Here is a 13,215-nt window from a genome sequence, read left to right as displayed (position 1 = left end):
TTACATCTCCAGGAAGTTTTTCATCAGCTGCGCACCCGCGGCACCAGAGCGCTCAGGGTGGAACTGCACGCCAAAGAAATTATCTTTCTGCACTGCGGCGGTAAAGGGTTCGCCGTAGCTGCACTGCGCGATAGTAAATTCATTGACCGGCATCGCATAGCTGTGGACGAAGTAGAAATAAGCGCCGTCCTCAATGCCACGGAACAGGTGATTGCCGGCCTGCGGAGTAATCTGGTTCCACCCCATATGCGGCAGCGGCAGACCGACGTCCTGCATCAGTTTGACCGGATGATCGATAATCCCCAGGGTCTCAATGCCGCCGCTTTCATCACTGGACGAACCGAGCAGCTGCATACCGAGACAGATACCCAGCGTTGGCTGAGTACAGGCTTTAATCAGTTCAATCAGCTCGCGCTGGCGTAACTGATCCATCGCCGACTGTGCGGTGCCCACGCCCGGCAGAAACAGTTTATCGGCCTGTAGCACCACTTCTGCTTCGCGGCTGACCACCGGGTCATAGCCGAGGCGCTGAATCGCCCATTTTACCGACGACAGATTAGCGCAGCCGGTATCCAGAATGACGACGTTCATTACAGCACTCCTTTCGAACTCGGCAGGGTGTTGCCCTCAACGCGAATAGCCTGACGCAGCGTACGGCCAAAGGCTTTAAACAGGCTCTCGACGCGGTGGTGATCGTTTTTGCCTTTGGTGCGCAGGTGCAGGGTGCTGGCCATCGAATAAGAGAGCGAGCGGAAGAAGTGCTCGACCATTTCGGTGCTCAGATCGCCCACGCGCTGATAACTGAATTCGGCTTTATATTCGAGGTGCGGACGACCAGAGATATCCAGCGCACAGCGTGCCAGGCACTCATCCATTGGCAGCACAAAGCCAAAGCGACCAATGCCGCGTTTGTCGCCCAGCGCTTTCAGCAGGGCTTCACCGAGCGCCAGACCGGTATCTTCTACGGTGTGGTGATCGTCGATGTACAGGTCGCCCTTCACCTCGATATTCATGCGGAATCCGCCGTGGGTACAGATCTGATCGAGCATATGGTCGAAGAAGCCGACGCCGGTACTGATCTTGCTGCCGCCTTCACGATCAAGCCAGACTTCAACTTCAATCTGCGTCTCTTTGGTATTACGGTTGACTTTGGCGTAGCGGTCACGTTTGGTCAGCTGCTGGCTGATTTGCTGCCAGTTCAGGCCATCTTTGCTATAACGCAAGCCGGTGATGCCCATATTCTCGGCCAGTTCGATATCGGTTGCGCGGTCACCAATCACATAGCTGTTGGCTTTGTCCAGCGCACCTTCCGCCAGCCAGCCTTCGACCAGCTGCACTTTCGGCTTGCGGCAGTCACAGTTATCTTCCGGTTTGTGCGGGCAAATCAAAATGTCGTCGAACTTGACGCCCTGCGAGCTGAGGATCTGCATCATCAGATTGTGCGGGCCGTCAAAGTCTGCCTGCGGGAAGCTGCTGGTGCCAAGACCATCCTGATTGGTGATCATCACCAGCTGATAACCGGCCTGCTGCAACGCCAGCAGCGCGGGAATTACGTCTGGCTCAAAGGCCAGTTTGTCCATACGGTCGACTTGAAAATCTTCAGGTGGTTCGGAAATAATGGTGCCGTCACGGTCGATAAAAAGCGTCTTCTGGCTCATGCTTGCTCCCTGGATACAGCTGCGCCGGGTAAAGGTTTCAGTGCGGCGATGGCACGCTCACACTCTTCACGGGTGCCAATCGAGATGCGCAGGCATCCGGCAAGACCCGGTTGTTTATTCTGGTCACGTAAGATAATGCCTTGATCCCAGAGCGTTTTAAATACCTGACTCGAAGCGGTAAAGCGCGCGAGGACATAATTAGTGTGACTGTCGAACACTTGCTCCACGCAGTCACAACTGCTCAGCGCCTGAATCAGCCAGGTACGGTTAGCGATCAGCTCATCGGTATGCTGGCGCATCAGCGCAATACCCTGTGCGCTCAGCGCCTGCGCGGCGATATCGGCCACCGGCGTCGAAAGCGGGTAGGGGGCGATCACTTTCAGCAGCAGATCGATAACTGGCTTGTTGGCGAGGGTAAAACCGCAGCGCAGTCCGGCCAGCGCAAACGCTTTTGACAGCGTGCGCAGCACCACCAGATGCGGATACTCCTGCAACCAGCCTGCCAGCGTCGCGTCCGGGCAAAACTCAATGTAGGCTTCATCCGCCACCACTAACGCTTTGCCGCTGGTCATTTCCAGCAACTCGCGCAGATCGTCCGGATTAATCAGATTGCCGGTCGGGTTGTTCGGGCTGCACACATACACCAGTTTAACGCCATCAAGCTGTTCAGCAATTGCTGGCAGATTCAGCTGCCAGTCGGCGCGCGCTTCGACGGTGCGGTACTCAATGCCAATCGTTTCTGCACTGACGCTGTACATGCCATACGTCGGTGGACAGAACAGCACGGCATCTTTACCCGGTTCGCAGAAGGCGCGCATTAACAGCTCAATGCCTTCATCGGCACCACGACTGACCAGCACCTGCTCCGGTGTCAGGTCAGCATAGGCGGCATAGCGCTCGATAACCTGTTTTGGCTGACATTCCGGATAGCGATTCAGCGTCTGCTGACTTAAGTCAAACGGCACTGCCAGCGGGTATTCGTTGGCATTCAGCCAGACGTCGCCGTTGCCGCCGAGACGGCGTGCCGACTGATAAGGGGTCAGGGCGCGCACATTGGCACGTGCCAGCTCTTCAATATTCTGCGTACTCATGCTTTCTCCCGCAGCGCAGCAACGCGCAATGTAACGGCATTTTTATGAGCGGTCAGCTGCTCGGCGGCGGCCAGGGTTTCAATGGTGGCGGCGAGGTTCATAAAGCCTTGTGGCGTCAGTTCCTGCACCGTCATCCGCTTCTGGAAATCTGCCAGACCAAGGCTGGAGCAGGTGGCAGTGTAGCCATAGGTCGGCAGCACATGGTTGGTGCCGGAGGCGTAATCACCAGCCGATTCCGGTGACCAGTCACCGAGAAACACCGAACCGGCGCTGGTGATGCTGTCAACCAGATCACGTGCCTGGCGGGTCTGAATAATCAGGTGTTCCGGCCCGTAGCGGTTAGAAATCTCGATACACTGTTGCAGATCGCGTGCCACAATCAGGCGGCTGCTGGCTAAGGCCTGACGTGCGGTTTCGGCGCGTGGCAATTCGGCCAGTTGCTGCTCAACTGCGACGGCGACGGCTTCAGCCATCCCGGTGGAGGGCGTCAGCAAAATCACCTGCGAATCCGGGCCGTGCTCCGCCTGCGACAGCAGATCCGAAGCGACGAAAGCCGGTGTGGCTTCGGCATCGGCAATCACCAGCACTTCAGAAGGGCCGGCAGGCATATCAATTGCCGCGCCATCCAGACGCTGGCTCACCTGGCGTTTCGCCTCGGTAACATACGCGTTGCCCGGACCAAAAATTTTGTCCACTTTCGGTACGGATTCCGTACCCAGCGCCAGTGCGGCAATCGCCTGCGCACCGCCAACCTGAAACACTTCCTGCACGCCACACAGTTGCGCGGCATAGAGAATTTCATCGGCAATAGGCGGTGGCGAGCACAGCACCACGCGCTGACAACCGGCGATGCGCGCCGGGGTTGCCAGCATCAATACCGTTGAGAACAGCGGTGCCGAACCGCCAGGAATATACAAGCCTACCGACGCCACCGGACGGGTAATCTGCTGGCAACGCACGCCAGGCTGGGTTTCGATATCCACCTCCGGCAGCTGCTGCGCAAGGTGAAATTTTTCGATATTCCCCACCGCCACCGCCATCGCCTGTTTGATCTCATCACCCAGACGCGCCGCAGCGGCGCTGATTTGCTGTTCGCTGACCCGTAGCGCATCCACGGTGGTTTTATCGAAGGTGGCGCTGTAATAGCGCAGTGCTTCATCACCCTCATTTTTCACTTTGTCGAGAATGCCACGCACGGTCTGCGCAATAGTCTCAGAAGCCGAAATAGCCGGACGCGTCAGTAAACTTTGCTGCTGTTCGGCACTGCATGCCTGCCAGTCGATAACGGTATTGAACGCGCTCATTGCCTTACTCCATCATCTTCTCAATTGGTAGCACCAGGATTGAGCTGGCACCAAGCGCTTTCAGCTTCTCCATGGTTTCCCAGAACAGCGTTTCGCTGCTGACCATGTGCATCGCCAGACGGCTCTGATCGCCAGCCAGCGGCAGTACGGTCGGACGTTCTGCACCTGGCAGCAGGGCGATCACTTCTTCCAGGCGATCGCTTGGCGCGTGCAGCATGATGTATTTGGATTCACGTGCTTTGATCACGCCCTGAATACGCGTCATCAGTTTGTCGATCAGCTGCTGTTTTTCAGCTGGCATTTCGCCGTCGCGCTGAATCAGGCAGGCTTTCGAACGGTAGATGACTTCAACTTCACGCAGGCCGTTGGCTTCCAGCGTGGCGCCGGTCGACACCAGGTCACAGATGGCATCCGCCAGGCCGGCACGAGGTGCAACTTCAACGGAACCGTTCAGCAGGCAGGATTTAAAGTTGATGCCTTGTTTATCAAGGTACTGCTTCAGCAGGTGCGGATAAGAGGTGGCGATACGGGTATTTTGCAGGCATTGCGGACCGGTGTACTCATCGTCAACCGGCATTGCCAGCGACAGACGACAGCCGCCGAAATCCAGACGACGCAGGGTGAAGTAGCGCGGGTCTTCGCCCTGCGCACGGCGGGTCAGCAGCTCTTCTTCCAGTACGTTCTCACCGATAATACCCAGGTCGACTACGCCGTCCATCACCAGACCGGGGATATCGTCATCACGCACACGCATAATATCGATAGGCATATTCTCAGCGAAGGCGATCAGACGCTGCTGCTGTAAGTTAATTTTGATGCCGCAGCGGGCCAGCAGCTCGCGTGAATCATCACTTAAACGCCCTGATTTTTGCATAGCTATGCGTAAACGGCTTTTATCTAACATCGATTCTGTCCTCTGTCTGCTGGTTAGCAATATTGTATTTGTTACGGTTCTGATGCCGCGTTAAGTCCAAAAAAAAGCCCCCGGAAGATGATCTTCCGGGGGCTCTCTATGCGTTCTGCGCCACTGGAAGATCTAAATGTCTTCCAGCACTCATCGCCTGAAAGACTAGTCAGGGTGATGGTGATGATGGTGGTTGAACTGAACGCGTGTCATAAAAATTCCGTATGAATGTGTATTCATTTAATGTGTAAATAACCTAACCAGAATATGCGCTAATGGCAACCCTTTTTTATCGACCATGAAAGATTCTCTTATTAAGCGTTGATTGTCAGTATGGAGTCTGTGGCGTAGCCTAAGAGTTCAGGGCGAAACTGCATGGAGTTAAGGCATGAAAAAAGTCGCGATAGTTGGGCTGGGGTGGCTGGGAATGCCACTGGCGATGGCGCTGGCGGCACGTGGCTGGCAGGTTAGCGGCAGTAAGACCACGCCGGATGGCGTCGAAGCCGCCCGCATGTGCGGTATTGATGGTTATCAGCTGGAGTTAACGCCGGAGTTAATCTGCGATGCTGACGATCTTGAAGCGTTGCTGAGTGTGGATGCACTGGTGGTGACGCTGCCCGCCAGCCGCACAGTTGAGGGCGGAGAGCACTATGTGCAGGCGGTTCAGCAGATTGTTGACAGCGCGCTGGCCTTTAACGTGCCGCGCATTCTGTTTACCAGTTCAACTTCGGTGTATGGCAAAGGTGGCGGAGTGATGCGCGAGAACAGCCCGCTACAGCCGGAAACCGTGGCAGGTAAAACGCTGGTGGAGCTGGAAAACTGGCTGCATGATTTGCCGGGAACCTCTGTGGATATCGTGCGTTTATCCGGTCTGGTCGGGCCAAATCGCCATCCGGGGCGCTTCCTGGCGGGCCGAACCGATGTCGCCGACGGCGCACATGGCGTCAACTTAGTGCATCTGGATGATGTGGTCGAGGCGATTAGCCTGCTGCTGCAAACGCCGAAAGGCGGCCATGTTTACAATCTGAGTGCGCCGCAGCATCCGGCGCGCAGCCAGTTCTATCCGGCGGTTGCCCGCCAGCTGGGGCTGACGCCACCGACGTTTATAGCGGACAGTGATGCGGCGAGCGGTAAAATTATCGACGGCAATAAAATTTGCCATGAGTTGGGGTTTGAGTACAGCTGGCCCGATCCGCAGAAGATGCCGCTGGCGTAGTTAAATGCATCCTGGTATGCGTGTCGCAGGGGCGGCGTTCTCGCCGCCCCTCAGCACGGGAGCCGAAAACGGCTCCCCTACACACCTAACCGATCGCGCAGCGCATACCACGCGGCACCGATGGCGGTTAATGGCACTTTAAAACGTCGCCCGCCGGGAAACGGCAAATGTGGAATCGTGGCGAAGGCGTCAAAACGTTCGGCATCACCGCGCAGCGTTTCGGCAATCAGCTTGCCCGCCAGATGCGTGCAGGTTACACCATGCCCACTGTCTCCCTGCATGTAGTAGACATTATTTTCCAGCCGGCCAAACTGCGGCATGCGTGACAGCGTCAGCAGGAAGTTGCCGCTCCAGCGATAGCTGAATGCAATGCCGTCAAGCTGCGGAAAAGTCCTCAGTAATTTAGGGCGAATCAGCGCATCAATATCTTGCGGTTCGTCTGCGCCATAAATCACGCCACCGCCATATAACAGGCGGTTATCGGCCGTCAGGCGGAAGTAATCCAGCAGATAGTTACAATCCTCCACGCAGCGATTGGTCGGCAGTAACGAGCGCGCCAGCTCTGCGCTTAGCGGCTCGGTGGTGATAATCTGCGAGCCGCAGGGCATACTTTTACTGCTGAGTCGTGGTTCCAGCTGCGGCGCAAGATAGGCATTCCCGGCAAATACCACAAATTTCGCGCTGACCTCACCGCTGGCGGTTTTTACCCGATGGGGGCTGCCATACGCCACCGCAGTGGCGGCGGAGTGTTCATAAATACGACCACCATGACGGCGAATCGCTTCGGCCTCGCCAAGCGCCAGGTTTAGCGGATGCAAATGCCCGCCGCGTTGGTCAAGCAGCCCGCCGACATAGCGCCCGGATGTCACTTCGCGCTGAATAGCCGTTTCATCCAGCAGCGTTAACTGAGAGTTACCGTAACTTTCCCACAGCGCGTGCTGCGCACGCAAATGCCCCATTTGTCGTGCATTCAGCGCGGCAAAAATCCCGCCCGGACGATAGTCGCAGTCAATGGCGTAACGATCGATGCGGTCGCGAATAATATCCGCGCCTTCAAACATCATGCTGCCCAGTATTTTTGCGATATTCGCACCGTATCGCCGCTCAATCACATCAATATCGCGGCTGTAAGAGTTGACAACTTGTCCGCCGTTCCGTCCGCTGGCACCATAGCCGATCTGCGCGGCTTCCAGCAGCACCACGTCGTAACCGGCTTCGGTAAGAAACAGCGCTGAGGAGAGGCCGGTAAAGCCGCCGCCGATAATGCACACATCACACTGAACACTTTCCGTGAGCTGAGGCCAGGGTTGATGACAATGGGCCGTCGCCGCGTAATAACTCTCCACGTGTTTCATCCCACCTCCGGAGCCAGCATGTCGGTTTTAAACGATTATCGTCGGGTTTCTTGTTGATAGCGGTTGCAGGCGTGAATAAAGCCAGCAAATAACTCACGTGAGGGCGCTGAGTTATCGCTCTGCCATTCGGGATGCCACTGTACGGCCAAAGCAAAAGGGTGCTGCCGCAGGCTGACCGCTTCAATCAGCCCATCAGCGGCGCGCGCCTCGATGCGCAGCTGTGAACCTAAGGTTCGAATACCTTGCTGATGCAACGAATTGACCCGCAGTTTTTCGCGGCTGTTAAGCAAATCCGCCAGCAATCCACCGGGTTCCGGCTGCACGTCATGCGCTGGCGCATACTGTTGTTCCAGCGGCAGCGCTTCATTTTCGCGATGGTCCTGCAAGCCAGCTTGCAAATGTAACTGTCGATATAATGAGCCGCCGGTTGCCACCACCAGTTCCTGTAAGCCGCGACAGATCGCCAGCATCGGCATTTTCCGGGCAATCGCTGCGGTAATCAGGGCAAAAGCGAGTTTGTCGCGGCCAGGGTCAGCGTGTGGCTCAGTGCCGGTGGCACCATAATGAAAGGGTTCGATATTGCTGGGGCTGCCGGTGAGTAAAATCCCGTCCAGCACCGCCATCGCATTTTCCAATAATTCAGGTTGATTCATCAACCCGTGCGGCAGGCCAAGCGGCACGCCACCGGCGGAGAGAATCGCATCGAGGTATTTGTTATGTACCGTCTGGCTGGGATGACCGCCGTTGACAATCTGGCACATCACTACGCCGATCAATGGCTTATTAAAAATAATGCCCATTACTCCCTCGCAGCACTGTCTGAAGTCATTATCGGCAGGGCGCACATGGCGAAAAGCTGTGCATCAGATTTTCAATCTAGCAATCAGTTGTTCATTATTCAAACCAAATTGTAACATTTGCACACTTTTTATGTTGGCGCTATGTTAGAGATGTGGCCGTTAGTTTGAGCATCACGCACAACCGATTATCTCTGGTCAATGGCGGGTGAAATCATGACAAATCTGGTGGAAGTAGAAGACTTCACGAGACACAGTGAAGAGAAACGAACCAGCGCGTTCCAGAATGAGGTAAAAGCCTATCTGGAACGCCATCCTGAAACGCAGTATGTCGATATCCTTCTTAACGATCTCAACGGTGTCTTTCGCGGTAAACGCATTCCCTTCGCCAGCCTGGCAAAAACAGAAAAAGGTTGTTACTTCCCGGCATCGGTGTTCGCCATGGATATTCTCGGCAATACCGTAGAAGAGGCCGGTTTAGGTCAGGCGCTGGGTGAACCCGATAATCTTTGTCTTCCGGTCAGTGGCACGCTTATCCCTTCAGCTTCCGATCCCAGACATCTTGCGCAGGTGCTGCTGACCATGCGTAATCAAGATGGCACTCCCTTTGACGTTGAACCCCGAAACGTGCTCAATAACCTTTGGCAGCAACTGCGTAACCGAGGTCTGTTTCCGGTGGTAGCGGTAGAGCTGGAGTTCTATCTGGTGGATAAAAAACGCGATGCTGAAGGCTATATCCAGCCACCCTGCGCACCGGGCAGCGATGAGCGCAATATGCAGAGCCAGGTTTACTCGCTGGATAATCTCGATCACTTTGCCGAAGTGCTGGGGGATATCGACGCGCTGGCGCGGTTACAGGGGATTCCGGCAGAGGGTGCGCTGGCGGAAGCCTCGCCCGGTCAGTTTGAGATTAACCTGCATCACACGCGAAATGTGCTCAGCGCCTGCGACCATGCCATTCTGCTGAAACGGCTGGTGCGTCAGGTTGCGGAAAACCACGCAATGAACGCCACCTTTATGGCGAAGCCCTACGAAGAGTATGCCGGTAGCGGGATGCATGTGCATATCAGCATGCTGGATGCCGCCGATCACAACGCTTTTGCCAGCGATGACGGCGGTGATTCGCCGCTGCTGAAACGCGCGCTGGCCGGTATGATCGATCTGATGCCGGCTTCCATGGCGCTGCTGGCTCCCAACGTCAACGCGTATCGCCGCTTTCTGCCCGATGCTTTTGTGCCGCTACAGGCGTCGTGGGGGCACAATAACCGCACGGTGGCGCTGCGAATTCCCTGTGGTGACGCTGATAATCATCGCGTTGAGTATCGGGTCGCCGGGGCGGATGCTAACCCTTATCTGGTGGTGGCGACGATTCTGGCCGGGATCCTGCACGGGATTGATAACCCGTTGCCTTTACCGCATCCGGTAAAAGGAAACGGTCATCAGGCGGCAGGAAATCCGTTACCGACGCGCCAGAGCGATGCGCTGTATGAGTTTGAACAGAGTTACCCGTTGCAAAAACTGTTCGGCGAGCGTTTCAGCTTTGTCTGGCACAGTTGTAAACATCATGAACTGATGCATTTTGAGCGACTGATCACAGCGACAGAGATCGACTGGATGTTAAAAAATGCCTGATACGTTACGTGAATAAAGAAACGTTATTTCCAGCGGCGGCGTGATTGCCGCCCATGCTGATGATTTGCAGTTTTGCCAGGGGAGCACGAGATGAAGCAAAGTAATCAGCAGTGGCAGGCGCGTCGTGAGGCGGCGGTGACGCCAGGGGTCGGCAATTCGTTGCAGGTCTATATTGAAAAAGCGCGCAATGCGGAATTATGGGATGCGGAGGGCAAACGTTATATCGACTTTGCGTCCGGCATTGCGGTAGTTAACACCGGTCATAACCATCCAAAAGTGATCGAGGCCGTCAGCGCGCAACTGGAGAAATTTACCCATCCCTGTTTCCAGGTCACGCCTTACGGCAGCTATATCGAACTGGCAGAAAAGCTCAATAAGCTGGTGCCGATTAGCGGGCCGACACAAACGCTGTTGATGTCGACCGGCGCGGAGGCGGTGGAAAATGCAATCAAAGTGGCGCGAGTGGCAACCGGCCGTACGGCGGTGATTGCCTTTCGCGGCGCGTTTCATGGCCGTACCTTACTGGGTATGGCGCTGACCGGCAAAGTCCAGCCGTATAAAAAAGGTTACGGCCCGTTCCCCGGCGGGATTTTTCATGCTCCATATCCGGCAAGTTATCTTGGCATCAGCGAATTGCAGGCGATTGGCGCGTTGCAGGGCATTTTTGCCGCCGATGTGTCGCCGGACGAAGTGGCGGCGATTATTATTGAGCCAGTACAGGGAGAAGGCGGATTCTACGCCGCGTCGGCGCATTTTCTGCAACAACTGCGCACGCTCTGTGATGAGCACGGCATTGTGCTGATTGTTGATGAAATCCAGAGTGGCTTTTGCCGCACCGGTAAAACCTTTGCCATTGAACACAGCGGCGTCGAGCCGGATTTAGTCACCATGGCAAAAAGTCTTGCCGGGGGGTTCCCGCTCTCGGCGCTGGTTGGCAAACAGGCGCTGATGCAGAAAGCGCAGGCTGGCGGGTTGGGTGGCACCTATGCCGGTTCGCCGCTGGGGATTGCCGCGGCGCTGGCGGTCGTCGAGCTGATCGAAGAGGAGCAACTGAATCTTAAAGCGCAGGCGCAGGGCGCGTGGGTGACGCAACATCTGCAACAGCTGGCCGAGCGCTTTGACTGCATTGGTGACGTGCGCGGCCTCGGCGCGATGGTTGCCATTGAGCTGGTGGAACAGCGCGATCGCCACAAACCGGATAAAGTGTTAACCCAGGCGCTGGTACAGGAAGCCGGGCGTCAGGGGCTGGTTTTATTATCCTGCGGCGTGCGCGGAAATGTGATCAGATTTCTGATTCCACTGACCGCCAGCAAAGAAATTGTTACTGAAGGTCTCAACATCTTGTCATCTGCCCTTGAGGTAGTGCAGAATATGCGCCCTGCAAAACATACCCTTAGTTAATGAATTTGCGGTGGTGCTTTTAGCATCCATAATGATTTTGGGTATAGAAATGATAACCGACGCGTAAAGCGCCGGTTATTTTTTGCATTAAACCAAATCACACACAGAGGCCGGACCTGGTTCCGGATAGATAGTCGCTTTAAGCACGCATGAACGTGTCTTGTTGAGGAAAAGAAAGATGGGGCAACATTTTAACACTGCACCGGTATCTACCGGTATTCGCCAACGTGATGACTACGGCGCCGCTGCGGGACGTATTTCGCCTGCCTGTTCCAGTAATTCCCCTCTGAAAAGTAGTCTCTATCGCACCTCGCGAAGTTTCCCTGTGGTTCAACCCAGAAAGGTTGGCACTATGGGGAGGCTGAATCATGACGCATAATTCCGCCTCTGCTGCGCCACAGTCGCGCGCGCAACTGAAAAAAACGCTGACGCTGTTACCTGTTGTAATGATGGGTCTGGCCTATATGCAGCCGATGACACTGTTCGATACCTTTGGCATCGTTTCAGGTCTGACTGATGGCCACGTTGCCACCGCCTACGCCTTTGCACTGATTGCGATTCTGTTTACCGCGTTAAGCTACGGTAAGCTGGTACGCCGCTTCCCATCTGCGGGATCCGCTTACACTTACGCACAGAAAGCGATCAGCCCGCACGTTGGCTTTATGGTGGGCTGGTCGTCACTGCTTGATTATCTGTTTATGCCGATGATCAACATTCTGCTGGCGAAAATTTATTTTGAAGCACTGGTGCCCGGCATTCCTTCGTGGATATTTGTCGTGCTGCTGGTGGGCTTTATGACCATTTCCAACCTGCGTGGCATCAAAACCGTTGCTAACTTTAACAGCGTGATTGTGGTGTTGCAGGTCGCAGTGATGGTCGCGATTATGGGCATGGTGGTGTACGGCGTTGCGCACGGCGAAGGTGCCGGCACGCTGACCAGCAGTCGTCCATTCTGGTCTGAGAATGCGCATGTGGTGCCGATGATTACCGGTGCGACTATCCTGTGCTTCTCGTTCCTCGGCTTTGACGGCATCAGCTCGCTGTCGGAAGAGACCAAAGACGCAGGCCGGGTGATCCCGAAAGCGATCTTCCTGACCGCGTTGATTGGTGGGGTCATCTTTATTGTGGTCTCCTACTTCCTGCAGCTGTACTTCCCGGATATCAGCCGCTTTAAAGACCCGGATGCGTCACAGCCTGAGATCATGCTGTATGTGGCAGGCAAAGCCTTCCAGTTCGGCATTTTGATCTTCTCCTGCGTAACGGTACTGGCTTCCGGTATGGCAGCACATGCAGGCGTTTCCCGTCTGATGTATGTGATGGGTCGTGATGGCGTGTTCCCGGAGCGTTTCTTCGGTTATATCCATCCGAAATGGCGTACTCCGGCACTGAACGTGGTGCTGGTCGGCGTAATTGCGCTCTCCTCCATCACCTTTGATTTGGTGACGGCGACTGCGCTGATTAACTTCGGTGCGCTGGTGGCGTTTACCTTTGTTAACCTGTCGGTAATTTCGCAGTTCTGGATCCGTGAAGGTCGCAATAAAACGCTGAAAGATAATTTCAACTTCCTGATTCTGCCGCTGTGCGGTGCGTTAACCGTTGGCGCGCTGTGGGTTAACCTTGAAGAGAGCTCGATGATTCTCGGCCTGGTATGGGGGGCGATTGGCCTGACCTATCTGGCCGTGGTGACACGCAGCTTCCGTAACCCGGTGCCGCAGTGCAGTGAAGATTTGATGTAATCTGAAAACGGTCAGAGTGACCGACAGCGAGTAAAATAAAACGCTCATGATAATTCATGGGCGTTTTTTTATGCTTACAAAACAGATGTTTTAGGCGTGTAAGAATTTTAAAAATCATAAT

Annotated in this window: 12 protein-coding genes and 1 other annotated feature; of the genes, 4 read left to right on the top strand and 8 right to left on the bottom strand. The window is 55.3% G+C overall.

Going from position 1 to position 13,215, the window contains the following annotated elements; genetic code table 11:
• The 6 genes from hisH to hisL all read right to left on the bottom strand — a co-directional run bounded on the left by hisH (position 1) and on the right by hisL (position 5,170).
• Entirely contained in the window at positions 1–591 is a 591-nt protein-coding gene (gene hisH / locus NG42_RS02655; protein ID WP_052897539.1) for an imidazole glycerol phosphate synthase subunit HisH, read from the bottom strand.
• A complete protein-coding gene (gene hisB, locus NG42_RS02650; RefSeq protein WP_052897537.1) occupies positions 591–1,658 on the bottom strand; it encodes a bifunctional histidinol-phosphatase/imidazoleglycerol-phosphate dehydratase HisB in 1,068 nt (355 codons plus the stop codon). The genes hisH and hisB overlap by 1 nt, the downstream gene beginning before the upstream one ends.
• Positions 1,655–2,749, bottom strand: a complete 1,095-nt coding sequence (gene hisC / locus NG42_RS02645; RefSeq protein WP_052897535.1) for a histidinol-phosphate transaminase — start codon at positions 2,747–2,749, stop codon at positions 1,655–1,657. The genes hisB and hisC overlap by 4 nt, the downstream gene beginning before the upstream one ends.
• A complete protein-coding gene (hisD, locus tag NG42_RS02640; protein WP_052897533.1) occupies positions 2,746–4,053 on the bottom strand; it encodes a histidinol dehydrogenase in 1,308 nt (435 codons plus the stop codon). Before hisD ends, hisC begins: the two co-directional genes overlap by 4 nt.
• Before the next feature lie 4 nt (positions 4,054–4,057).
• A complete protein-coding gene (hisG, locus tag NG42_RS02635) occupies positions 4,058–4,957 on the bottom strand; it encodes an ATP phosphoribosyltransferase (RefSeq protein WP_052897531.1) in 900 nt (299 codons plus the stop codon).
• Between the two features lie 68 nt (positions 4,958–5,025).
• Positions 5,026–5,147, bottom strand: a sequence feature (His leader region).
• Positions 5,123–5,170 carry a his operon leader peptide gene (gene hisL, locus NG42_RS22565; RefSeq protein WP_100396937.1) on the bottom strand — a complete coding sequence of 16 codons (48 nt, stop codon included), beginning with the start codon at positions 5,168–5,170 and terminating at the stop codon, positions 5,123–5,125. Its footprint overlaps the feature before it by 25 nt.
• 175 nt (positions 5,171–5,345) lie before the next feature.
• Between hisL and NG42_RS02630 the strand changes: the two genes are divergently transcribed.
• Positions 5,346–6,173, top strand: coding sequence for an SDR family oxidoreductase (locus NG42_RS02630; RefSeq protein ID WP_052897528.1), 828 nt, complete (start codon positions 5,346–5,348; stop codon positions 6,171–6,173).
• Positions 6,174–6,250: 77 nt separating this feature from the next.
• Here the strand turns inward: NG42_RS02630 and NG42_RS02625 are convergent, their stop codons facing one another.
• Positions 6,251–7,528, bottom strand: a complete 1,278-nt coding sequence (locus NG42_RS02625) for an NAD(P)/FAD-dependent oxidoreductase (protein WP_052897526.1) — start codon at positions 7,526–7,528, stop codon at positions 6,251–6,253.
• 35 nt (positions 7,529–7,563) lie between these two features.
• A complete protein-coding gene (puuD, locus tag NG42_RS02620) occupies positions 7,564–8,328 on the bottom strand; it encodes a gamma-glutamyl-gamma-aminobutyrate hydrolase (protein ID WP_052897524.1) in 765 nt (254 codons plus the stop codon).
• Between the two features lie 210 nt (positions 8,329–8,538).
• On the opposite strand from puuD, the gene NG42_RS02615 reads away from it, so the two are divergent.
• The 3 genes from NG42_RS02615 (at position 8,539) to NG42_RS02605 (ending at position 13,094) form a co-directional block, all read left to right on the top strand.
• Positions 8,539–9,957, top strand: a complete 1,419-nt coding sequence (locus NG42_RS02615; protein WP_173581499.1) for a glutamine synthetase family protein — start codon at positions 8,539–8,541, stop codon at positions 9,955–9,957.
• 90 nt (positions 9,958–10,047) lie between these two features.
• Positions 10,048–11,358: a 4-aminobutyrate--2-oxoglutarate transaminase gene (gene gabT / locus NG42_RS02610; RefSeq protein ID WP_052897522.1), complete on the top strand. Its 1,311-nt coding sequence runs from the start codon at positions 10,048–10,050 to the stop codon at positions 11,356–11,358.
• Positions 11,359–11,726: 368 nt separating this feature from the next.
• Complete coding sequence (locus tag NG42_RS02605) at positions 11,727–13,094, top strand: APC family permease (protein ID WP_052897521.1); 1,368 nt, start codon at positions 11,727–11,729, stop codon at positions 13,092–13,094.
• The last annotated feature ends 121 nt before the right edge of the window (positions 13,095–13,215 follow it).

The organism is Winslowiella iniecta, from assembly GCF_001267535.1.
GTDB classification, from domain to species: Bacteria; Pseudomonadota; Gammaproteobacteria; order Enterobacterales; family Enterobacteriaceae; genus Erwinia; species Erwinia iniecta.
Note: the sequence above shows the minus strand (reverse complement) of the source record. Positions and strands in the feature narration are given on the sequence as shown.

Coding starts and splice junctions, on each gene's coding strand:
- hisH (WP_052897539.1), bottom strand. CDS start 591: ATGAACGTCGTCATTCTGGATACCGGCTGCGCTAATCTGTCGTCGGTA.
- hisB (WP_052897537.1), bottom strand. CDS start 1,658: ATGAGCCAGAAGACGCTTTTTATCGACCGTGACGGCACCATTATTTCC.
- hisC (WP_052897535.1), bottom strand. CDS start 2,749: ATGAGTACGCAGAATATTGAAGAGCTGGCACGTGCCAATGTGCGCGCC.
- hisD (WP_052897533.1), bottom strand. CDS start 4,053: ATGAGCGCGTTCAATACCGTTATCGACTGGCAGGCATGCAGTGCCGAA.
- hisG (WP_052897531.1), bottom strand. CDS start 4,957: ATGTTAGATAAAAGCCGTTTACGCATAGCTATGCAAAAATCAGGGCGT.
- NG42_RS02630 (WP_052897528.1), top strand. CDS start 5,346: ATGAAAAAAGTCGCGATAGTTGGGCTGGGGTGGCTGGGAATGCCACTG.
- NG42_RS02625 (WP_052897526.1), bottom strand. CDS start 7,528: ATGAAACACGTGGAGAGTTATTACGCGGCGACGGCCCATTGTCATCAA.
- puuD (WP_052897524.1), bottom strand. CDS start 8,328: ATGGGCATTATTTTTAATAAGCCATTGATCGGCGTAGTGATGTGCCAG.
- gabT (WP_052897522.1), top strand. CDS start 10,048: ATGAAGCAAAGTAATCAGCAGTGGCAGGCGCGTCGTGAGGCGGCGGTG.
- NG42_RS02605 (WP_052897521.1), top strand. CDS start 11,727: ATGACGCATAATTCCGCCTCTGCTGCGCCACAGTCGCGCGCGCAACTG.